Origin of the sequence: Streptomyces turgidiscabies Car8 (assembly GCF_000331005.1) — a bacterium.
Taxonomy (GTDB): Bacteria; Actinomycetota; Actinomycetes; order Streptomycetales; family Streptomycetaceae; genus Streptomyces; species Streptomyces turgidiscabies.
Genome location: NZ_AEJB01000296.1, coordinates 1 through 20,056, shown reverse-complemented (window position 1 = coordinate 20,056; position 20,056 = coordinate 1). Strand labels below are relative to the sequence as shown.

20 protein-coding genes are annotated in these 20,056 nt (G+C 70.7%); 9 read left to right on the top strand and 11 right to left on the bottom strand.

Annotated features, from left to right (window positions below):
• Positions 1 to 76 precede the first annotated feature (76 nt).
• The gene (locus STRTUCAR8_RS19660) at positions 77 to 718 is read right to left on the bottom strand and encodes a DUF6230 family protein (RefSeq protein ID WP_006377594.1); all 642 of its coding nucleotides are present in this window, start codon (positions 716 to 718) and stop codon (positions 77 to 79) included.
• 687 nt (positions 719 to 1,405) lie between these two features.
• Positions 1,406 to 2,383, bottom strand: coding sequence for a tetratricopeptide repeat protein (locus tag STRTUCAR8_RS19655; protein ID WP_006377583.1), 978 nt, complete (start codon positions 2,381 to 2,383; stop codon positions 1,406 to 1,408).
• Positions 2,384 to 2,565: 182 nt separating this feature from the next.
• Between STRTUCAR8_RS19655 and STRTUCAR8_RS19650 the strand changes: the two genes are divergently transcribed.
• On the top strand, positions 2,566 to 3,183 hold the full coding sequence (locus tag STRTUCAR8_RS19650) for a TetR/AcrR family transcriptional regulator (RefSeq protein ID WP_006377599.1): 618 nt from the start codon (positions 2,566 to 2,568) through the stop codon (positions 3,181 to 3,183).
• 17 nt (positions 3,184 to 3,200) lie between these two features.
• Here the strand turns inward: STRTUCAR8_RS19650 and STRTUCAR8_RS19645 are convergent, their stop codons facing one another.
• The 4 genes from STRTUCAR8_RS19645 to STRTUCAR8_RS19630 all read right to left on the bottom strand — a co-directional run bounded on the left by STRTUCAR8_RS19645 (position 3,201) and on the right by STRTUCAR8_RS19630 (position 4,870).
• Positions 3,201 to 3,539: a DUF3817 domain-containing protein gene (locus STRTUCAR8_RS19645; RefSeq protein WP_044472492.1), complete on the bottom strand. Its 339-nt coding sequence runs from the start codon at positions 3,537 to 3,539 to the stop codon at positions 3,201 to 3,203.
• A 77-nt stretch (positions 3,540 to 3,616) separates the two neighbouring features.
• Positions 3,617 to 4,126, bottom strand: a complete 510-nt coding sequence (locus tag STRTUCAR8_RS19640; protein ID WP_006377592.1) for a MarR family winged helix-turn-helix transcriptional regulator — start codon at positions 4,124 to 4,126, stop codon at positions 3,617 to 3,619.
• 85 nt (positions 4,127 to 4,211) lie between these two features.
• On the bottom strand, positions 4,212 to 4,505 hold the full coding sequence (locus STRTUCAR8_RS19635) for an MTH1187 family thiamine-binding protein (RefSeq protein ID WP_006377603.1): 294 nt from the start codon (positions 4,503 to 4,505) through the stop codon (positions 4,212 to 4,214).
• Positions 4,502 to 4,870, bottom strand: coding sequence for a DUF3817 domain-containing protein (locus STRTUCAR8_RS19630; protein WP_006377586.1), 369 nt, complete (start codon positions 4,868 to 4,870; stop codon positions 4,502 to 4,504). Before STRTUCAR8_RS19630 ends, STRTUCAR8_RS19635 begins: the two co-directional genes overlap by 4 nt.
• Positions 4,871 to 5,086: 216 nt before the next feature.
• Here STRTUCAR8_RS19630 and STRTUCAR8_RS19625 point away from each other — a divergent pair, with 216 nt between their 5' ends.
• The 4 genes from STRTUCAR8_RS19625 to STRTUCAR8_RS19610 all read left to right on the top strand — a co-directional run bounded on the left by STRTUCAR8_RS19625 (position 5,087) and on the right by STRTUCAR8_RS19610 (position 7,734).
• Positions 5,087 to 5,719 (top strand): AIM24 family protein, encoded by a 633-nt coding sequence (locus STRTUCAR8_RS19625; RefSeq protein WP_044472491.1) that lies wholly within the window; start codon positions 5,087 to 5,089, stop codon positions 5,717 to 5,719.
• A gap of 1 nt (position 5,720) precedes the next feature.
• Entirely contained in the window at positions 5,721 to 6,371 is a 651-nt protein-coding gene (locus STRTUCAR8_RS19620; protein ID WP_006377595.1) for an AIM24 family protein, read from the top strand.
• Positions 6,372 to 6,409: 38 nt separating this feature from the next.
• Positions 6,410 to 7,165, top strand: coding sequence for an AIM24 family protein (locus STRTUCAR8_RS19615; protein ID WP_407705453.1), 756 nt, complete (start codon positions 6,410 to 6,412; stop codon positions 7,163 to 7,165).
• 92 nt (positions 7,166 to 7,257) lie between these two features.
• Positions 7,258 to 7,734: a MarR family winged helix-turn-helix transcriptional regulator gene (locus tag STRTUCAR8_RS19610; RefSeq protein ID WP_006377601.1), complete on the top strand. Its 477-nt coding sequence runs from the start codon at positions 7,258 to 7,260 to the stop codon at positions 7,732 to 7,734.
• Positions 7,735 to 7,753: 19 nt separating this feature from the next.
• Here STRTUCAR8_RS19610 and STRTUCAR8_RS19605 read toward each other — a convergent pair whose 3' ends face one another.
• Together STRTUCAR8_RS19605 and STRTUCAR8_RS19600 are read right to left on the bottom strand one after the other, a co-directional pair.
• The gene (locus STRTUCAR8_RS19605; RefSeq protein WP_006377598.1) at positions 7,754 to 9,166 is read right to left on the bottom strand and encodes a sensor histidine kinase; all 1,413 of its coding nucleotides are present in this window, start codon (positions 9,164 to 9,166) and stop codon (positions 7,754 to 7,756) included.
• A complete protein-coding gene (locus STRTUCAR8_RS19600; protein ID WP_006377588.1) occupies positions 9,163 to 9,828 on the bottom strand; it encodes a response regulator transcription factor in 666 nt (221 codons plus the stop codon). The genes STRTUCAR8_RS19605 and STRTUCAR8_RS19600 overlap by 4 nt, the downstream gene beginning before the upstream one ends.
• A gap of 135 nt (positions 9,829 to 9,963) precedes the next feature.
• On the opposite strand from STRTUCAR8_RS19600, the gene STRTUCAR8_RS19595 reads away from it, so the two are divergent.
• Positions 9,964 to 10,599: a PepSY domain-containing protein gene (locus STRTUCAR8_RS19595; RefSeq protein ID WP_006377582.1), complete on the top strand. Its 636-nt coding sequence runs from the start codon at positions 9,964 to 9,966 to the stop codon at positions 10,597 to 10,599.
• Between the two features lie 23 nt (positions 10,600 to 10,622).
• On the opposite strand, the gene STRTUCAR8_RS19590 is transcribed toward STRTUCAR8_RS19595, so the two are convergent.
• From STRTUCAR8_RS19590 to STRTUCAR8_RS19580, 3 genes are all read right to left on the bottom strand, one after another.
• Positions 10,623 to 11,837: an MFS transporter gene (locus STRTUCAR8_RS19590; protein WP_006377602.1), complete on the bottom strand. Its 1,215-nt coding sequence runs from the start codon at positions 11,835 to 11,837 to the stop codon at positions 10,623 to 10,625.
• Between the two features lie 209 nt (positions 11,838 to 12,046).
• The gene (meaB, locus tag STRTUCAR8_RS19585) at positions 12,047 to 13,003 is read right to left on the bottom strand and encodes a methylmalonyl Co-A mutase-associated GTPase MeaB (RefSeq protein WP_006377591.1); all 957 of its coding nucleotides are present in this window, start codon (positions 13,001 to 13,003) and stop codon (positions 12,047 to 12,049) included.
• 49 nt (positions 13,004 to 13,052) lie between these two features.
• The gene (locus tag STRTUCAR8_RS19580; RefSeq protein WP_044472490.1) at positions 13,053 to 14,255 is read right to left on the bottom strand and encodes an acetyl-CoA C-acetyltransferase; all 1,203 of its coding nucleotides are present in this window, start codon (positions 14,253 to 14,255) and stop codon (positions 13,053 to 13,055) included.
• Between the two features lie 149 nt (positions 14,256 to 14,404).
• On the opposite strand from STRTUCAR8_RS19580, the gene mce reads away from it, so the two are divergent.
• The 3 genes from mce to STRTUCAR8_RS19565 form a co-directional block, all read left to right on the top strand.
• Entirely contained in the window at positions 14,405 to 14,845 is a 441-nt protein-coding gene (gene mce / locus STRTUCAR8_RS19575) for a methylmalonyl-CoA epimerase (RefSeq protein WP_006377585.1), read from the top strand.
• Between the two features lie 243 nt (positions 14,846 to 15,088).
• The gene (gene scy / locus STRTUCAR8_RS19570; protein ID WP_044472493.1) at positions 15,089 to 18,937 is read left to right on the top strand and encodes a polarized growth protein Scy; all 3,849 of its coding nucleotides are present in this window, start codon (positions 15,089 to 15,091) and stop codon (positions 18,935 to 18,937) included.
• Between the two features lie 218 nt (positions 18,938 to 19,155).
• On the top strand, positions 19,156 to 20,056 hold a 901-nt coding region (locus STRTUCAR8_RS19565; protein WP_006377593.1), incomplete at its 3' end, for a coiled-coil domain-containing protein.

The window sequence follows — 20,056 nt, the reverse complement described above, 5'->3', positions numbered from 1 at the left end:
CCACCACCGCCGGAACCTTCACGCTGCCTGGTCTGAGCATGAAGGTCGTCACGGGTCCCCACCCGTCACCGAGTGCTTAGTAGCACGGGTGGGAACCCGTGACGACCTTCATGCTCAGACCAGGCAGCGTGAAGGTTCCGGCGGTGGTGGCCCACGCCGTCTGCTTCACCCCGTACAGGTCCACCGTCTTCGCCTGCTGGCCGAAGCCGTTGCCGTCCGAAAGCTCCCCGCCGCCCTTCATGGCGGGGTTCTTCAGAGACTTGGCGGCGACGCCGATGTCCATGCTGCCGAACACAGCCTTTTCGGCGGCGAGGTCCTGGACGTCGATGTACAGGTTCTTGGCAGCGACCTGCTTGTCCGGGTCGTCACTGTTGCCCGCGTTCAGCAGCAGCGTGGCGCTGCCGAAGAACGGGATGTTCGGCGTGACGACCGACTGGCACATGTTCTGGATAGTGGCATCGGAGAACGCCGACACCGCAACCGGGTGAGTGCCCTTCTCGCTCTTCGAGTCGTCCATGTCGACGGCGCCGTACTGCGAGAAGCCTTCGCCGTGGATGTAGTCAGCCTTGACCTTGAACGACTGGCCAGAAACGCTGAACGACGCGGCAAGGGCACCCTGCGCGAGGGCAACACCTATACATGCCGTAGCGGCGACGCTGGGCACCATGACCACAGCGAAGCGCTTCCATCTTGTCCCGCCACGCACCTGGGACTCCATATTTCCTCCTTCTCGGACGTACATCTCCTGGCCCTGACTGCCCCAATGACGGCGGCTCAGCCGGGCAGGGATGGGAGAAGTGCTACGTCCTCGGTATAGGAGAGCGCCCGCACTCGACGGCGCCAACAGCGCCCGAGTCACCGGCGATCACCCCCGAGCGACAATCACTGGTCGCGCCTGACGCACATCACGCACAACCTTGCCGGACAGGCTCCACCCCGAAAGGCGAAGACCCCCCTGTCCGAGAGCCGGCGCCACTGCCGCCGACTCTGCCCGGTGGGGACCCAACAACTCCCGTCCGGCCGACTGGCTGTCGGCGTACGGGATAGGACCGAGCGTCGCCGATCGTGGTGCATTCTCGGCCCCCGCACAAGGGGGTTCGTTACTGGCTAGTAACGGGCAGATAACCGAGCGGCGACCCGCGGGTGCCGTTCGACAACACTGGGTGGCCTTCAGGGGGGTGACAAAACGTTCACTTCCCGCCCCAACTCCGACAGGATGACGCCCTTGGCTTACTCCAAGTAACAGCGGTCGCGATTACCAAGATTTGGTAAAGCGCGACCGCTTGCGCACCGGATCGGCAAATTCTTCACCTGGACAACACCCGCCGCCGTGTTTAGCGACAGGTCAGACCACTGATCGAACAGCGACCCCGCCGACCACCCGGGCCGGCCCCTGTCCGACCGGCTAGAACAGGGCCCTCGCCAGCGCACGCCGGGCCAGCGCGACCCGCGGATCATCCGCGCCGACGACCTCGAACAGCTCGAGCAGCCGCAGCCGTACGGCGTCCCGGTCGTCGCCCGCCGTACGCGCCACCGTCTCGATGAGCCGCCCGAACGCGTCCTCGACATGGCCGCCCACCAGATCCAGGTCGGCCGCGAGGATCTGCGCCGTCGGGTCACCCGGCTTCTCGGCGGCGTCCTTGCGCACCTGCTGCGGGTCGACGTCCTGCACCCGCTGAAGCAACTCGGCCTGCACGAGCCCGAGTTTGGCCTCCGTGTTGCCGGGGTCGTCGCTCAGTACGTTCTTGTACGCCTGCACCGCGCCGCCCAAGTCCCCCGCGTCCAGGGCCTGTACGGCGGCTTCCAGGAGCGCGTCGTAGGGCCCGACCGGGGCCTGGGGGGCGGCGACGGGCTGGGCGCCCGGTTCGGCGTCCGCGTCGACGACGAGGCCGGTGAGGCCGAAGCGCTGCTCGGCGACCTGCACCAGCTGGTCGAGGGTCTCGCGGATCTGCTGTTCGCCGGCGGCGCCCTGGAAGAGCGGAAGGGCCTGCCCGGCGACGACGGCGAAGACGGCCGGGATCCCCTGGATGCCGAACTGCTGCATCAGCATCTGGTTGGCGTCGACGTCGATCTTGGCGAGGACGAACCGGCCGTTGTACTCGAGGGCCAGCCGCTCGAGAACGGGGCTCAGTTGCTTGCACGGCTCGCACCACTCGGCCCAGAAGTCGATGACGACGGGCACCTCGGTGGACCGCTGCAGGACATCGAGTTCGAACCCGGCCTCATCGACGTCGATGACGAGGTCGGCCGGCGCGACGGCACCTCCCCCGCCCTGCCGGGCGGATTCGGCGCGCGCCTGCTCCGCCTTCGACTTGGCCTCCTGGGCCGCCTTCACCGCGGCGAGGTCGACGACCCCGCTCATGGACATGTTCCGTGGCTGCATGCGTCTATCCTCCCCCGTTCGGCGCGCACATGTGAAAGGCGTAGTGAAAAGGGGCCCTGGTCGGTGGCCGCCGCTTTCGCTACGGGTCGTAGCGTAACGGGAGTGGCGGGCCTGCGGGAGACCGCCTCCGAGTGACCTCCCTCACGGCCTCAAGGGGCGGGAACCGCCGTTATGGTCATGCCATGCAGAGCCGCACTCCCGTCAGCCGTACGGGACGCCCTCGCAGCGCCACCGCGGACGCGGCGATCCTGGCGGCGACTCGGGACGCCCTGGTCGAACTGGGCTGGTCCAAGCTGACCTTGGGGGACGTGGCCACGCGCGCGGGAGTGGCGAAGACGACCCTCTACCGCCGGTGGCCCGGCAAGAACGAACTGGTCGTCGACGCGGTGGCGGTCCTCTTCGACGAACTGGAGATGCCCGACCGGGGCAGCCTCGCCGCCGACATCGAGGGCGTCGTCCTCCAGTTCGCGGCGATCCTGGTGCGCCCGGACACGAAGAGCGGCCTGATGGCGGTGGTCGCGGAGTCGACGCACGACGACGCGCTGCGCGAACGTATCCGCGCCTCGATCGTGGACCGGCAGAAGCGCCTGGTCCTGGAAGGCCGCTCCCGCGCACAGCAGCGCGGCGAACTCCCCCCGGAAACGGACCCGGAGGAGGCCGCCCGCACGGTGGACCTGATCTTCGACATGGTGGCGGGAGCGGTGGTGCACCGCACGCTGGTGAGCGCGGAGCCGGTCGACCCCGAGTGGGCCGAGGCGTTCACGCGGGTGCTGCTGCTGGGGCTGCGCGGGAACCCGTAGCGGCTTCTATGTAGCGGCTACGCCTTGGCGGTCACCGGTGTCGGCTCAGTGAGCTGTGCCGCCAGCTCGTGGCTGACCTTCCGCTCCACGAAGAACGCGGCCGTGGGGATGGTGCCGGCGAGCAGGACCCACAGCTGCTTGCTGACCGGCCACTTCGCCTTGGAGCCCAGGTCGAAGGCGAAGACCAGATACACGACGTACAGCCAGCCGTGCGCGATACCGACGACGCTGGTGAAGCTGTCGGCGCCCTTGACGTCCAGGACGTACTTGGCGAACACACCGAGGGTCAGCAGTACCAGCAGGACACCGGTGACGTAGGCCATGACGCGGTAGCGGGTCAGCACGCTCTTTTTCATGCGTATGAGCGTAACCACCCGTTTCCGGCGATCTTCCGCCGACCCCGCCGAGCCCGGCGGCCCTGCCTGCTCCTCGCCTACTCCTCGGCGAAGTCGCTCGCCGCCACCCGCAACGGCCGGAGCATCGCGAAGATCTCGGCGCACTCCTCCGCGTCGTACGTCCCTAGGCCGAAGTCCATCGCCATCAGGTCGCGGGTCGCCGCGTCGACCGCCTCGCGACCCTTCTCGGTGATCGTGGCGAGGGTGCCGCGGCCGTCGTTCGGGTTGGGGCGCCTGGCGACCAGGCCCGACTTCACCAGGCGGTCCACCGTGTTCGTCACCGACGTCGGGTGGACCATCAGACGCTCGCCGATCTTGGACATCGGCAGCTCGCCCGCCTTGGAGAACGTGAGCAGCACCAGCGCCTCGTACCGCGCGAACGTCAGACCGTACGGTTTCACCACCGCGTCGACCTCCGCGAGCAGGATCTGCTGCGCACGCATGATCGAGGTGATCGCGGCCATGGACGGGACGTTTCCCCAGCGCTGCTTCCACAGTTCGTCGGCGCGTGCGATGGGGTCGAAGGGGAGACTGAGCGGCTTCGGCACGGCACCAGACCTTACCGGCCGGTCACATCGTGGTCAGCCCCGTCTCGCCCTTCGGTCCGCCTTCCGCAGTGGGGGTCGGACGAGGTCAGGGGGCGAGGTGGCGTTCCACCGTCTCGACCTTGGAGGTCAGACCGTCGGTGACGCCGGGGCGGATGTCCGCCTTGAGGACGAGGGAGACACGCGGCGCACGTTCCTCGACGGCGGCGACGGCACGCCTGACGACGTCCATGACCTCGTCCCAGTCGCCCTCGATGGACGTGAACATGGCGTCGGTGCGGTTGGGGAGGCCGGATTCGCGGACGACGCGGACGGCGTCGGCGACGTACTCCCCCACCTCCTCGCCGACACCGAGGGGCGTGACCGAGAAGGCGACGATCATGCCTTGACCGCCCCGCCCTGCTCCTGCTGCTCCTGACGGGCACGGGCGGCGATAACCGCGTTGACCGCGTTCTCCGCCTCGCGGCGCAGCCTGCGCTCGGCGAAGAAGCCGCCGGTCGGCAGGACGGAGAGGACGAAATAGAGGGCGGCGGTCTTCAGAGACCACTTGGCACGGTTCCAGGCGTCCGCCCAGAAGATCACGTAGAGGACGAAGAGAACACCGTGGACCATGCCCATGACGGGCACCGCGTTGAAGTCCGTGGTCCGCTTCAGCACCGAGCAGACCAGCAGGAGGAGGAAGGAAACGGCTTCGGGGGCCGAGACCAGCCGCAGACGGCGGAGGGCGGAGGCGGTCTTGATGTCCACGGGTCACCTTCGGTGGGTCGCGTCGCGAGGGGTCGCTTTGTGAATGGATGCACAAACGTTCGCCCATTGTGGCATTCATGGACCGGGCGCCCGGGACGGGGGTGTGGACCCGGACGCCCGAAGAGGCTCGGCCCCCTAGGGGGAGGATCAGGGACGATCTCCGCCTTCGGGATCTGTTGCCGAGGGTGCCCGGCGGGCTACCTTCGCCACGTGGCGATGTTTCGACTTCAAGGCAGCAAGGTGCTGGCCATCGACATGACCGGGGACGCCGTGAAGGCGAAGAACGGCTCGATGGTGGCGTACGACGGCCAGATGGACTTCAAGAAGCTCAGCGGCGGCGGTGAGGGCATCCGGGGCATGGTCACCCGGCGGATCACCGGCGAGCAGATGACACTGATGGAGGTGAAGGGGCACGGGACGTGCTGGTTCGCCGACCGGGCCTCCGAGATCAACCTTGTCGGCCTCCAGGGGGACAAGCTGTACGTCGAGTCGAGCAACCTGCTGGCGACCGACGCGGGCCTGCGTACGGGCACGTCGTTCACCGGGATGCGCGGCGCCTCACAGGGCAACGGTCTGTTCACGACGACCGTCGAGGGGCACGGCCAGGCGGCGATCATGTCGGACGGGCCGGCGGTGGTGCTGCGCGTGAGCCCGCAGTTCCCGCTGACGGTCGACCCGGGCGCGTACATCGCCCACCAGGGCAACGTCCGGCAGTCCTTCCAGTCCGGTGTGACGTTCCGCACGCTCATGGGCGAGGGCGGTGGTGAGGCCTTCCAGATCCGCTTCGAAGGCGACGGCCTGGTGTACGTCCAGCCCAGTGAGCGCAACACGATCGCCGGGGACGTGTGACATGCCCTTCCGTGAGATCAACTCCAAGATGGTCGAGGCGACCGTCATGCCCGGTCAGCGCCTGTTCAGTCAGCGCGGAGCGATGCTCGCCTACAAGGGCGAGGTGTCCTTCACACCCAACATGCAGGGCGGCCAGGGCGGGATCATGTCGATGATCGGCCGCCGGGTCGCCAATGAGGCCACCCCGCTGATGACGGTCGAGGGCAGCGGCACGGTCCTCTTCGGACACGGCGGCCACCACATCCAGGTCGTCAACCTCACCGGGGACACGCTGTGCGTCGAGGCTGACCGCCTCCTCGCCTTCGACGGCACGCTCCAGCAGGGCACGATGTTCATGGGCTCACAGGGCGGCGTCATGGGCATGGTCCGGGGCCAGGTGACGGGCCAGGGGCTGTTCACCACCACCCTCAAGGGACACGGCGCGGTCGCCGTCATGGCCCACGGCGGGGTCATCGAGGTGCCGATCACCCCCCAGCGCCCGGTCCATGTCGACCCGCAGGCGTACGTCGCGCACCACGGCGACGTCCGCAACAAGCTGTCCACCGCGCTCGGCTGGCGCGACATGGTGGGCCGCGGCTCGGGCGAGGCGTTCCAGCTGGAGCTCAGCGGCAGCGGTGCGGTCTACGTCCAGGCGTCGGAGGAGAAGCTGTGACCACCTACCCGGGCGCCGGGCCCGTCGTCCACGACCCGATGACGCTGCCGTCCGACGACAACGTCAACAACTACACCTTCTGCGTGGAGCTCAAGGGGAGCCAGTGGTTCCTGCAGAAGGGGAAGATGATCGCCTACTACGGGACGATCGACTTCAACGGCGTCGGACACGGCCGTCTGGACCGCCTTGTCCGTACGTCTTTTCATTCGCCTCTGCACGCGAGCGACTGGGTCGTCGCCGAGGGTTCGGGCAAGATGCTCCTCGCCGACCGGGCCTTCGACGTGAATTCATACGATCTGGAGGAGGGCAACCTGACCATTCGCTCCGGCAACCTTCTCGCTTTTCAGCCAAGTCTCGCGCTGAAGCAGTCGATCGTGCCGGGCTTCCTGACCCTCATCGGTACGGGCAAGTTCGTGGCCGCGTCGAACGGCCCCGTGGTGTTCATGGAACCCCCGATCCGGGTGGACCCACAGGCCCTGGTCGGCTGGGCCGACTGCCCCTCCCCCTGCCACCACTACGACCATGGGTACATGACAGGCCTCATGGGCGGTCTACGTGCGATGACGGGCATCGGCGGGGCCTCCGGCGAGGAGCACCAGTTCGAGTTCGTCGGGGCCGGCACGGTGCTGCTCCAGTCGAGCGAGACGCTGATGGCGGAGCAGGCCACCGGGGTGGTTCCGCACGAGCCCGGGGTGCCGGGTGGCGGCGGGGCTCCCGCGGGCCATCCGCAGCAACCGGGCGTACCGCGCCTTCCCGGACAGCTCGGCGACCTCCAGCGTCGCTTCGGGCTGTGAGCGGTAGTCTGCGGAGTGTGACGTCGAACGTGTGCGCGCCGTCACGCCACCCTCACTAGTTCGCCTTTCAACCTTTTAGGTAGACTTCATTCATGGAGACCGAGACGGCCACAAGCTGGCTGACCGACGCGGAGCAGTGCGCCTGGCGCACCCACCTGGAGGTCAACAGGCTGTTGACCTACCAGCTCGAAAAGGACCTGCAACCGTTCGGCCTGACGATGAACGACTACGAGATCCTCGTGAACCTCTCCGAGTCCGAGGGCGTCCGCATGCGGATGAGCGACCTCGCGTCCGCCACCCTCCAGTCCAAGAGCCGGCTCTCCCACCAGATCACCCGCATGGAGAACGCGAACCTGGTCCGCCGCGAGAACTGCGAGTCCGACCGGCGGGGCCTGTACGCGGTGCTCACGGAGCAGGGGATGGAGACGATGAACAAGGTCGCGCCCCATCATGTGGCGTCCGTGCGGCGGCACTTCATCGAGTTGCTGACCCCCGAGGCGCTGGCCGAGCTCAGCACCTCGCTCAAGCCGATCGCGGAGCACCTGCGCGGCCACCGGGGCCGGCCGTAGGGACTCCTCGGCCGATCGATCAGGTGACAGGCAGGCGGAGCTCGAACAGGGCTCCGCCTGTCGCCGTCTCACCCACGGTCAGTGTGCCGCCGTGCCGTACGGCGACGTCCCGGGCGATGGCGAGTCCGAGGCCGGCGCCCCCGTCGTCGCGGCTGCGGGCGGCGTCGAGCCGTACGAACCGCTCGAACACCCGCTCCCGGTCCGCCTCGGGCACCCCGTCCCCGTCGTCGGCGACCTCGACCACGGCCCGCGCCCCCTCCCGCCGTACGGACACGGTGACCGCCGACCTGGCGTGCCGTTGCGCGTTGTCCAGCAGGTTGGCGACCAGTCGCCCCAACTGCCCCCGGGACCCGGCCACTTCCACGGCCTCCCCCGTTGCCGACTCCACCCCCGCCCTTCCTTCCGCCTGCTCCCGGACCAGCTCCGCGAGGTCGAAGCGCGCGTCGGCGGGCCGCTCCCCCGCGTCCAGCCGGGCGAGCAGCAGCAGGTCGGCGGCGAGGCGCTGCAGTCGTACGGTGTCCTCGACCGCGCCCTCGACGTCCAGCAACTCCGGGTGTGCGGCGCCGACTTCGAGCTGGGTGCGCAGGGAGGCGATGGGGCTGCGCAGTTCGTGGGAGGCGTCCGCGACGAACCGGCGCTGGCGTTCCACGGAGGTCTCCAGCGCGGCCAGGGTCTCGTTGGTGGTCCGGGCGAGCCTGGCCACCTCGTCGTGCGTGTCCGGCACCGGGACGCGGCGGCCGAGGTCCTGGGAGGCGGTGATCGCGGCCATCTCGGCGCGGATGCCCTCGACCGGGCGCAGCGCGCGCCGGGTGACCAGCCAGGTGACGCCCCCGACGACGCCGAGGAGCAGCGGGAATCCGATCAGCATGACGGTCAACGCGGTGCTGACAGCGCTCTGTTCGGCGGAGAGCGGTGCTCCCGCGTACACGGTGAGCGTGCCCCTGTCGTCGGCCTCGACGCGTACGGCGGCGAACCGGTAGTCGGCGTCGTCGCCCTCGACGGTCGCGGATCCGTCGGTGAAGGAGACGTCGTCGTCGATCTCACCGGGCGAGAGGGAGCCGTCGTCATCATCGTCCCCGGCCCCACTGTCGGCACGGCCGTCGTCCGCCGTGGCCTGCGGACGCACCGCGGTCACACCCGTGCCGCTGATCCGCTCCAGGTCCTCGCTGGCCGCGACCAGCCGTCCGGACGCGTCGACGACCTGGACGGGCCGGTCGTCGGCGTCCAGCGACAGCTTGTCGTACGCCGTCCCGGCCGCGAGGTCTGCGGCGACCGCCCGCGCGGTCCGCTCGGCCTGTGTACCGGCCTGGCCGCTGAGGTTGGACCACAGGGAGAGCAGGACGGCGGTCCCGGCGGCCACCAGTGCGACCGCGACGACGACGGTGGCGCCGAGGGTCGCCCGGGCCCTTACGGAGCCGAGAGCGCGTCTCACCGGGGCACCTCCAGGCGGTAGCCGGCGCCGCGCACGGTCCGGATCAGCGGGGCGCCGAGTTTCCGGCGCAGTGTGCTGACGTAGACCTCGACGATGTTCGGGTCGCCGTCGAACGCGAAGTCCCAGACGTGCTCCAGGATTTGCGCCTTTGACACCACCTCGCCGGCCCGCACGACGAGTTGCTCCAGGACGGCGAACTCCTTTGCCGTGAGGGTGACTTCGCGCTCGCCGACGTGGACGCGGTGGGCCGCGGTGTCGACCGTCAGCTCGCCGACCACATGGACGGGCGAGGCCCCCGCCGGCCCGCTCCGGCGCAGCAGCGCCTTCACCCGGGCGACCAGGACGACGTAGGAGAAGGGCTTGGTCAGATAGTCGTCGGCGCCGGTGTCCAGGCCCTCCGCCTCGTCGTACTCGCCGTCCTTGGCGGTGAGCATGAGGATCGGTACGTCGTGGCCGGCGGCGCGCAGGGCCGCGCAGACGCGGTAGCCGTTGAGGCCGGGGAGCATGATGTCGAGGATCACCAGGTCGTACGGCGTCTCGGTGGCCCGGTGCAGGCCCTCGCGGCCGTCGTGGACGACGTCCACGGCGTAGCCCTCGGCCGTCAGGCCCTTGGCGAGCGACAGGGCAAGTCGCTTCTCGTCCTCGACGATCAACAGACGCATGCGTACAGCGTCGCAAACGGAAGCTGAAGACGCCTTCAGGTGGCTTCAGCCCTGCTTCAGCCGCCGTCGGGCAGCTTGGTTCTCGTCATCGAAGCGAGTCAATCGCCACGAACCGAGCAAAGAGGCAGGAACACCATGAAGCGGAACATCGTCATCGCCACCCTCACCGCCGCCGCCCTGGCCGGTGGCACCGTCGTGGCCTTCGCGGCGAACGACGACGGGCCGGCGGCGCGGCCCGGGACGGGCACGACCGCGCAGGTCGCCGCCGACCGGGACGACGACGCGGACGACCGGAGCGACGACACCGAGGACCGTACGGCTGTTCGCGGCAGCGGTTTCACGGCCGCCGAGGCGGTCGCCGCCGCGCTGCGGCACACCCCGGGCACCGCCGTCTCCGCCGACCTGGAGGACGACGGCGCCGACGCCGGCACGTGGAGCGTGGACGTCGTACGGGGCGACGGCACCGAGTACGACGTGAACGTCTCCGGCGCCGGGAAGGTGCTGGGCGCGCACCGCGACGACGACAAGGGTGACGACGACAACGACAGCGAGGACCGCGCCGAGTCGGCCGCCCTGAAGGGCGCGAAGGTCGACGCCCACGAGGCCGCCCTCGCCGCCGCCGCGAAGGGCACGGTCACCGAGGTCGACGCGGACGACGACGGCGGCGCCGTGGCCTGGAACGTGGCGACGGTGAAGGCCGGTACGGCGAGTGAGTGGAGGGTGGCGCTCGACACCGGGAAGATCACTCGGATCCAGTCCGACGAGGACTGAGGAGCACTGAGACGGTTCGAGGGTCACTCGGAAAACGGACCGTAAACGGGTGGTCGGGTGGGAAAAAAGCCCGCGACGAGCACCACCACCCCGGTCAGCGCGAAGCAGACGCCCACCGGCAGATGCCCCGCGACAACCCCGGCCGCGGCGGAGCCGACCGTGCTGCCCGCGTTGGTCGCCGTGTTGACCCACGTCCCGGCCCGGACACGCGCCTCGGGCGCCACCGTCTCGTCGGCGATGAGATACGCGGTGGTGATGGCCGGGGCCACGAAGACCCCGGCCACCGTCATGGCGACGGCGAGGGTGCCGAGGCCGGGGGCGAGTCCCGCACCGAGGAGTGCCAGGCCCAGGCCGAGCGCCAGCAGGGTGAGCCGGATCGGGGCCGGCCTGCGCCATACGACGGCCCCGTTGAGCAGCCCCCCGACGGCGCTTCCGGCGGACAGCGCGGCCAGGACCCAGGCCGCGCTCGCCGCCCCGTGGCCGTGCTGCCCGGCGAACACCACGACCAGGAGGTCGAGGGAGCCGAGCCCGAGTCCGACACCGGCGGCGGCGCCGACCGGACCCCGGATGCGGCGGAGCACGCCCCGGGCTCCGCCTGTCCCCCGGCCGGCCTCGCGCGTCGCGGGACGCATCCCCCGTAGCGCCGGCGAGGTCACGAAACCGGCGGTGCCCGTCGCCATCAGGGCCGCCCCGCCGACGATGCCGACGGCCGGCACGGTGAACCCGGCGAGGACGCCCACCAGCAACGGCCCCGACACGAACAGCAGTTCCTCGGCGACGCCGTCGAGGCTGTACGCCCGCTGCAGCAGTTGCCGGTCCTCGGCGATCGCGCTCCACACGGCCCGCATGGTCGGCCCGAGCGGCGGGACACAGGCGCCGGCGAGGGCGGTGAGGGTGCCCAGCACGACCGCCGGGGCACCCGGGCGCCAGACGGCCACCGTCAGCAGCCCGAGCGCGGTGAGGTGGGCGAGCAGCAGGGGGACGAGCGCCCGGCGCGGCCCGTACCGGTCGATGAGGGCGGCCCTGGCGGGCGCCAGGAGGACGACGGTGGCACCGAAGAGCGCCATCGCGGCGCCGGCCACGGCGTAGGAGCCGGAGGCCCGGGTCACGGCGAGCATCACGGACAGCGGGACGACGCCGTAGGACAGTCTGCCGAGCAGGGCGGTGGCGAAGGTGCGGCGGGCGTACGGGATGCGCAGGACGGCGGCATAGGAAGGCCGCGTCGAGGTCGCGGACATGCGAAGTTCCTCTGGGAGGCGGCGCGTCGAACGAGCGCCGTGGCAGAAAGGGACGCCGGATCACCACGTCGACCGCGCCGCGTGTGCGGGCCGGTCTCGGTGGTGCGGGGCGGCACCTATGCCAAGAGGAGGAACATACCGGTCAACGTATCAGCGTGGCCCGGGAGTCGACCACGACCACCGCGAAATCCCGGACCCTGCTTGCCCCTTCACTTCTCCGTCAGGCCCGCGACCAGTTCGTCCGCCGCCCGGTAGGGGTCCAGCTCGCCCGCCACGATCCGCTCCGCCAGGGCGCTCAGCCGCCGGTCGCCGTGGAGGTCGCCGATGCGTTCGCGGAGGGTCGTGACGGCGATCGTCTCGACCTCGTGGGACGCGCGGGCGCGGCGGCGCTCGGCGAGGACGCCGTGCTCCTCCATCCACGCGCGGTGCTTCTCCAGGGCCTCCACCAGCTCGTCGACGCCCTCTTCCCTGGAGGCGACCGTCTTCACGATCGGGGGCCGCCAGTCGCCGGGCGCCCTGGACGCGCCGAGGCCGAGCATGTGGTTCAGCTCGCGGGCGGTGGAGTCCGCGCCGTCCCGGTCCGCCTTGTTGACGACGTACACGTCGCCGATCTCCAGGATTCCCGCCTTGGCCGCCTGGACGCCGTCGCCCATCCCGGGCGCGAGGAGCACGACGCTGGTGTCGGCCTGTGCGGCGATCTCGACCTCGGACTGGCCCACGCCGACCGTCTCGACGAGGATCACGTCGCAGCCCGCCGCGTCCAGGACGCGGATCGCCTGCGGGGCCACCCAGGCCAGTCCGCCGAGGTGGCCGCGGGTCGCCATCGAGCGGATGTAGACGCCCGGGTCCGACGCGTGGTCCGACATGCGCACCCGGTCGCCGAGCAGCGCGCCGCCGGAGAACGGCGACGACGGGTCGACGGCGAGTACCCCGACCCGCCTGCCCTGGCGCCGGTAGGCGGTCACCAGCGCCGAGGTCGAGGTCGACTTGCCCACGCCCGGTGATCCCGTGAGGCCGACCACGTACGCGTTGCCCGCCAGCGGTGCCAGCGCGGCCATGACCTCGCGGAGTTGTTCGGACGCCCCCTCGACCAGGGAGATCAGCCGGGCCACGGCCCGCGGCCGGCCCTCCCTGGCCTGCGCGACCAGTGTGGGGACGTCCTCCATCACAACTCCGTTCCGATCACAGCCGTACGGCCGACCCGCTCGCGACCGCTTACGCCTTGGGTACCCGCACGATCAGCGCGTCACCCTGGCCGCCGCCCCCGCACAGGGCCGCCGCGCCGACGCCGCCGCCGCGCCGCTTCAGTTCCAGGGCCAGGTGGAGGACGAGCCGTGCGCCGGACATGCCGATCGGGTGGCCCAGGGCGATCGCGCCGCCGTTGACGTTCACCCGATCCGTGGACACCCCGAGGTCCTTGATTGACTGGACCGCGACCGCCGCGAAGGCCTCGTTGATCTCGATCAGGTCAAGATCCTCGACGCCCAGGCCCTCCTTCTTGAGGGCGTGCAGGATGGCGTTGGAGGGCTGGGACTGGAGGGAGTTGTCCGGGCCCGCCACGTTGCCGTGGGCGCCGATCTCCGCGATCCACTCCAGACCGAGTTCCTCGGCCTTCGCCCTGCTCATCACGACCACGGCCGCCGCGCCGTCCGAGATCTGCGACGACGTGCCCGCGGTGATCGTGCCGTCCTTGGTGAACGCCGGGCGCAGCTTGCCGAGCGACTCCGCCGTCGTCTCCGCCCGGATGCCCTCGTCCTGGCTGAAAACGATCGGTTCGCCCTTGCGCTGCGGGATCTCGACGGGCGTGATCTCCGCCTCGAAGAGGCCGTTCTTCTGGGCCGCCGCCGCGCGCTGGTGGGACGTGGCCGCGATCTCGTCCTGCTCGGGGCGCAGGATGCCCAGCCGGGTGTTGTGCTTCTCCGTCGACTCGCCCATGGCGATGTTCTCGAAGGCGTCGGTCAGCCCGTCGTACGCCATCGCGTCGAGCATCTCGATCGCGCCGTACTTGAAGCCCTCGCGGGACTTGGGGAGCAGGTGGGGGGCGTTCGTCATCGACTCCTGGCCACCGGCCACGACGATGTCGAACTCGCCGGCGCGGATCAGCTGGTCGGCCAGCGCGATCGCGTCCAGGCCCGACAGACAGACCTTGTTGATGGTCAGCGCCGGGACGTTCATCGGGATGCCGGCCTTGACCGCGGCCTGGCGGGCCGGGATCTGGCCCGCGCCGGCCTGGAGGACCTGGCCCATGATCACGTACTGCACCTGGTCGCCACCGATCCCCGCACGGTCGAGGGCGGCCTTGATCGCGAAGCCGCCGAGGTCGGCTCCGGAGAAGGTCTTCAGCGAGCCCAGCAACCGTCCCATGGGCGTACGCGCGCCCGCGACGATCACCGAGGTACTGCTGTTCGTTCCAGACATGAGGTGCGATCCCCTTTCAGCTCAGGAGCTGAGGAGTGTGTGAACGAGGGTTTACCTGAATGTACTGAGCGGTAGCGCCTCCGTCATCGGGCCGTCGGTGTGACAGCGCGCACGTTGCGTAACCACCTCGGGCGCGCTGCACTAACACCATGTTGACGCGAATCGACCACATCGGGATCGCCTGTTTCGACCTCGACAGGACCGTCGAGTTCTACCGGGCCACGTACGGCTTCGAGGTGTTCCACTCCGAGGTCAACGAGGAGCAGGGTGTCCGCGAGGCCATGTTGAAGATCAACGACACGGGCGACGGCGGCGCCTCCTTCCTCCAGCTCCTGGAGCCCACCCGCGAGGACTCGGCCGTGGGCAAGTGGCTGGCCAGGAACGGGGAGGGAGTGCACCACATCGCTTTCGGTACGGCGGATGTGGACGGCGCCGCCGCGGACATCCGTGAGAAGGGCGTACGCGTTCTGTACGAGGAGCCACGGCGCGGCTCCATGGGGTCGCGGATCACCTTCCTGCACCCGAAGGATTGCCACGGAGTACTGACAGAACTGGTCACTTCGGCGCCTGTTGAGTCACCTGAGCACTGACCCTCGTACATATGGGCCGGTAGGGTTGGGGACGGCCGCTGCCGTGATGTCGGGAAGCGGCCCGGGTCCTGGTGTGTTGCGGTGCGGGATCCGAGGGCCGGGGTACAGGTTTCGGGGGCCGGGGGCGAGGGCGGGAGTCCGTGCTTCGCCGTTGATCTGACACCATTCCCCGGGAGCCCCGTTCGGCGGATGGACGTGGCTCGTTCGGAGAAGGTTGCGACCAGGGACGGATGGGACCGCGCAGTGCGGGGCTACGAACGCCAGGAGCGAGAGCCGGCGGCTGACGTCGACCACCTCTCTCGGTTCGAGGCCGAGATGGAGCGGCTGAAGACCGAGCGGGAAAAGGCGATTCAGCACGCCGAGGACCTCGGCTACCAGGTCGAGGTGCTGCGCGCCAAGCTTCACGAGGCGCGCCGAACCCTCATGTCCCGGCCCGCCTATGACGGCGGTGACATCGGATATCAGGCCGAGCAGTTGCTGCGCAACGCGCAGGTGCAGGCGGATCAGCTGCGCCAGGACGCCGAGCGCGAGATCTCGCAGGCGCGCGCCCAGACGCAGCGCATCCTGCAGGAGCACGCCGAGCAGGCTGCCAGGTTGCAGGCCGAGCTGCATCAGGAGGCGGTCACCCGTCGCCAGCAGCTCGACCAGGAGCTGGCCGAGCGCCGGCAGACCGTCGAGTCGCACGTCAACGAGAACGTGGCGTGGGCCGAGCAGCTGCGGGCCCGCAGTGAGTCCCAGGCGCGCCGGCTCGTCGACGAGTCGCGCGCCGAGGCCGAGCAGGCGCTGGCCGCCGCGCGCGCCGAGGCCGAGCGGGTCGCCACCGAGGCCAGGCAGCGGCTGCAGAGCGAGGGCGAGTCCGCCCGCGCGGAGGCCGACCAGCTGCTGCGCCGGGCACGTGCCGAGGCCGAGCGGCTCCTGAACAGCGCGACCTCCGAGGCCCGTGAGGCCGCCGACCACGCCGAGCAGCTGCGCAGCTCCACGGTGACCGAGTCGGACAGCGCCCGTCGGCAGGCCACCGAGCTGAGCCGGGCCGCCGAGCAGCGGATGCAGGAGGCCGAGACCGCGCTGCGCGAGGCGCGCGCCGAGGCGGAGAAGGTCGTCACCGAGGCGAAGGAGGCCGCCGCCAAGACGACCGCCGGCGCCGAGTCCGCCAACGAGCAGCGCACCCGTACGGCGAAGGAGCAGGTCGCCCGGCTGGTCACCGAGGCCAGCCAGGAGGCCGAGGCCACGAAGGCGTCCGCCGAGGAGGTCGTCGCCGACGCCAAGGCCAAGGCCGAGAAGATCGTCGCGGAGGCCGAGGAGACCGCCCGGAGTCTCACCGCCGAGGAGACCGCCTCCCAGCTCGCCAAGGCGGCCCGGACCGCCGAGGACGTCCTGAACAAGGCGTCCGAGGAAGCGAAGTCGACCACCAAGGCGGCCACCGAGGAGGCCGAGCGCATCCGCGCCGAGGCCGAGGCCGAGGCGGACCGGCTGCGCGCCGAGGCGCACGACATCGCCGAGCAGCTCAAGGGCACGGCGAAGGACGACACCAAGGAGTACCGCGCCAAGACGGTCGAGCTCCAGGAGGAGGCCAGGCGGCTGCGCGGCGAGGCCGAGCAGCTGCGCGCCGACGCGGTCGCCGAGGGCGAGCGCATCCGCGCCGAGGCGCGTCGTGAGGCCGTCCAGCAGATCGAGGAGGCGGCCAGGACCGCCGAGGACCTGCTCGCGAAGGCGAAGGCGGACGCGGACGAGCTGCGCCAGATCGCCCAGACGGACAGCGAGAAGGTCCGTACGGAGGCCATCGAGCGCGCGACGACACTGCGCCGGCAGGCCGAGGAGACGCTGGAGCGCACCCGCAAGGAGGCCGAGCGGCACCGCGCGGAGGCCGTCAAGCAGGCCGAGGGCATCGCGGCGGACGCCGAGCAGGCCGCGCGCGAGCTGCGCGAGGAGACCGAGCGGGCCATAGAGACGCGCCGCGACGAGGCGTCCGCCGAGCTCACCCGGCTGCACACGGAGGCCGAGGACCGCCTCACCGCCGCCGAACAGGCGCTCACCGACGCCCGCGCGGAGGCCGACCGGGTCCGCCGCGAGGGGTCCGAGGAGGCGGAGCGGCTGCGTTCCGAGGCCGCCGAGCGTGTCCGCAGCCTCCAGGCGCAGGCCGACGCGGAGATCCAGCGGCTGCGCGACGAGGCAGCGGCGGACGCGTCCGCGTCGCGGGCGGAGGGCGAGGCCATCGCCGTACGCCTGCGGTCCGAGGCGGTGGCCGAGGCCGAGCGGCTGAAGACGGAGGCGCAGGACACCGCCGACCGGGTACGGACGGAGGCGCAGGCCGCCGCCGAGCGGCTGGCGACGGAGGCGTCGGAGACGCTGGCCGCCGCGCAGGAGGAGGCCGCCCGGCGTCGCCGCGAGGCCGAGGAGACCCTCGGTTCCGCCCGCCAGGAGGCCGACCAGGAGCGTGAGCGGGCCCGCGAGCAGAGCGAGGAGCTGCTGGCGTCGGCGCGCAGGCGCGTGGAGGACGCCCAGGCGGAGGCCGTACGGCTGGTCGAGGAGGCGGACCGGCGTGCCAACGAGATGGTGTCGGCGGCCGAGCAGCACGCCCAGCAGGTGCGGGAGTCGGTTTCCGGGCTGCACGAGCAGGCCCAGGAGGAGATCCAGGGGCTGCGGTCCGCGGCCGAGCACGTCGCCGACCGGATGCGCCGCGAGGCGCAGGAGGAGTCGGACCGGGTCCGCGCTGACGCCTACTCCGAGCGGGAGCGGGCCTCCGAGGACGCCAGCCGGGTGCGGCGCGAGGCGGCGGAGGCGGCGGAGCACGCCAAGTCGCTCGCCGAGCGCACGGTGGGCGACGCCATCGCGGAGGCGGAGCGGCTGCGTCAGGACGCCGCAGCGCACGCCCAGCGGGTGCGTACGGAGGCATCGGACACCATCGCGGGCGCCGAGCAGGACGCGGCGCGCAGCCGTGCGGAGGCCCGCGAGGACGCGAACCGGATCCGTTCGGACGCGGCGACGCAGGCCGACACGCTGATCACCGAGGTGACGGCGGAGGCGGAGCGGCTCACCGAGGAGACCAACGCCGAGGCGGAGCGGGTCCGGGCCGAGTCCGTGGCCGCGGCCGAGCAGCTGGTCTCGGAGGCGACCGGGGAGGCGGAGCGGCTGCGGGCCGAGGCCGCCGACACGGTGGGTTCGGCGCAGCAGCACGCGGAACGGGTCCGTGCCGAGTCGGAGCGGGTCAAGGCCGAGGCGGCGGCGGAGGCCGACCGGCTCATGTCGACCGCTCGCGACGAGGCCGACAGCACGCTGGACGAGGCCCGCAAGGAGGCCAACAAGCGGCGCTCCGAGGCGGCCGAGCAGGTCGACACGCTCATCACGGAGACGGCCGCCGAGGTCGACAAGCTCCTGTCGGAGTCGCAGCAGGCCGCGCAGAAGACGACCGCGGAGGCGGAGGCGCAGGCCGACTCGATGGTGGGCGCGGCCCGTACCGAGGCCGAACGGCTGGTGGGACAGGCGACCGCGCAGGGCAACTCGACGGTGGAGAAGGCCCGTGCGGACGCGGACGAGCTGCTTGTCGGCGCGCGCCGGGACGCCACCGCCATAAGGGAGCGCGCGGAGGAGCTGCGGGACCGCATCACGGCCGAGATCGAGAGCCTGCACGAGCGGGCCCGCCGTGAGGCCGCCGAGACCATGAGGTCGACCGGCGACCGCTGCGACGCGCTGATCACGGCCGCCGAGGAGCAGCTCGCCAAGGCGGAGGCTAAGGCCAGGGACCTGGTCTCGGAGGCCAACTCCGAGGCGGGCAAGGTCCGGATCGCTGCCGTCAAGAAGGCCGAGGGGCTCCTGAAGGAGGCCGAGCAGAAGAAGTCCTCGCTGATCCGGGAGGCAGAGGAGCTGCGGGCCGAGGCGATCCGCGAGGCGAAGGCCACGGTCGAGGAGGGCAAGCGCGAGCTCGAGATCCTCGTCCGGCGCCGTGAGGACATTCAGGCGGAGATCTCCCGTGTCCAGGACGTCCTGGAAGCGTTGGAGTCTTTTGAGGCCCCGTCGGCGAACAAGGACGGCGGCGTCAAGGCGGGCGCTGCCGCCGGCGTAACTCGATCGGGTGGCAAGTCGTCAGAGAGCTAGCGCGGAGGGCCCGTTGAGGGTTAACGCGGGGGGTGCGCTGTGTGCACTCTGTGGGGCTTTCTGGCGTCTTTGACCAATTCTTTGGCAAGCAGTCCGCCGGTTAGCCACTCAAAAGGGGTCTCATTCTCCATATCAATCGGGTGACTGCTCGATGACACGCCGCTTGGACCCCTAGGATTCCCCCTATCACCTCACCGGTCTCATTCGACAGGAACCCCATGAGCGACACTTCCCCCTACGGCTTCGAGCTTGTGCGGCGTGGGTACGACCGCGCTCAGGTGGACGAACGCATCTCGAAGCTCGTCTCCGACCGTGACAGCGCTCTGGCTCGCATCACCGCACTGGAAAAGCGCATCGAGGAGCTCCACCTCGAAACGCAGAACGCCCAGGCCCAGGTGAGCGACGCAGAGCCGTCGTACGCCGGTCTCGGCGCGCGAGTCGAGAAGATCCTCCGTCTCGCCGAGGAGGAGGCGAAGGACCTGCGCGAGGAGGCCCGTCGCGCGGCCGAGCAGCACCGTGAGCTCGCCGAGTCGGCGGCCCAGCAGGTGCGCAACGACGCAGAATCGTTCGCTGCGGACCGCAAGTCCAAGGCGGAGGACGAGGGCGTCCGGATCGTCGAGAAGGCCAAGAGCGACGCCTCGCAGCTCCGCCAGGAGGCGACGAAGGACGCGCAGTCCAAGCGTGAGGAGGCGGACGCCCTCTTCGAGGAGACCCGCGCCAAGGCCGCCCAGGCCGCCGCGGACTTCGAGACGAACCTCGCCAAGCGCCGTGAGCAGTCGGAGCGCGACCTCGCGTCCCGTCAGGCCAAGGCCGAGAAGCGCCTCGCGGAGATCGAGCACCGCGCGGAGCAGCTCCGCCTGGAGGCCGAGAAGCTGCGCACGGACGCCGAGCGCCGCGCCCGCCAGACCGTCGAGACGGCCCAGCGCCAGGCCGAGGACATCGTGGCCGACGCGAACGCCAAGGCCGACCGGATCCGTTCGGAATCGGAGCGCGAGCTGGCGGCTCTCACCAACCGCCGCGACTCGATCAACGCCCAGCTGACGAACGTCCGCGAGATGCTCGCCACCCTGACAGGAGCCGCGGTCGCCGCCGCCAGCGCCCCGGTCACGGACGACGAGC

Excerpts from the sequence above, each read along its gene's own strand:
- STRTUCAR8_RS19660 (WP_006377594.1), bottom strand. The coding sequence starts at position 718 with ATGGAGTCCCAGGTGCGTGGCGGGACAAGATGGAAGCGCTTCGCTGTG.
- STRTUCAR8_RS19655 (WP_006377583.1), bottom strand. The coding sequence starts at position 2,383 with ATGCAGCCACGGAACATGTCCATGAGCGGGGTCGTCGACCTCGCCGCG.
- STRTUCAR8_RS19650 (WP_006377599.1), top strand. The coding sequence starts at position 2,566 with ATGCAGAGCCGCACTCCCGTCAGCCGTACGGGACGCCCTCGCAGCGCC.
- STRTUCAR8_RS19645 (WP_044472492.1), bottom strand. The coding sequence starts at position 3,539 with ATGAAAAAGAGCGTGCTGACCCGCTACCGCGTCATGGCCTACGTCACC.
- STRTUCAR8_RS19635 (WP_006377603.1), bottom strand. The coding sequence starts at position 4,505 with ATGATCGTCGCCTTCTCGGTCACGCCCCTCGGTGTCGGCGAGGAGGTG.
- STRTUCAR8_RS19625 (WP_044472491.1), top strand. The coding sequence starts at position 5,087 with ATGTTTCGACTTCAAGGCAGCAAGGTGCTGGCCATCGACATGACCGGG.
- STRTUCAR8_RS19620 (WP_006377595.1), top strand. The coding sequence starts at position 5,721 with ATGCCCTTCCGTGAGATCAACTCCAAGATGGTCGAGGCGACCGTCATG.
- STRTUCAR8_RS19615 (WP_407705453.1), top strand. The coding sequence starts at position 6,410 with ATGACGCTGCCGTCCGACGACAACGTCAACAACTACACCTTCTGCGTG.
- STRTUCAR8_RS19610 (WP_006377601.1), top strand. The coding sequence starts at position 7,258 with ATGGAGACCGAGACGGCCACAAGCTGGCTGACCGACGCGGAGCAGTGC.
- STRTUCAR8_RS19600 (WP_006377588.1), bottom strand. The coding sequence starts at position 9,828 with ATGCGTCTGTTGATCGTCGAGGACGAGAAGCGACTTGCCCTGTCGCTC.
- STRTUCAR8_RS19595 (WP_006377582.1), top strand. The coding sequence starts at position 9,964 with ATGAAGCGGAACATCGTCATCGCCACCCTCACCGCCGCCGCCCTGGCC.
- STRTUCAR8_RS19590 (WP_006377602.1), bottom strand. The coding sequence starts at position 11,837 with ATGTCCGCGACCTCGACGCGGCCTTCCTATGCCGCCGTCCTGCGCATC.
- meaB (WP_006377591.1), bottom strand. The coding sequence starts at position 13,003 with ATGGAGGACGTCCCCACACTGGTCGCGCAGGCCAGGGAGGGCCGGCCG.
- STRTUCAR8_RS19580 (WP_044472490.1), bottom strand. The coding sequence starts at position 14,255 with ATGTCTGGAACGAACAGCAGTACCTCGGTGATCGTCGCGGGCGCGCGT.
- mce (WP_006377585.1), top strand. The coding sequence starts at position 14,405 with ATGTTGACGCGAATCGACCACATCGGGATCGCCTGTTTCGACCTCGAC.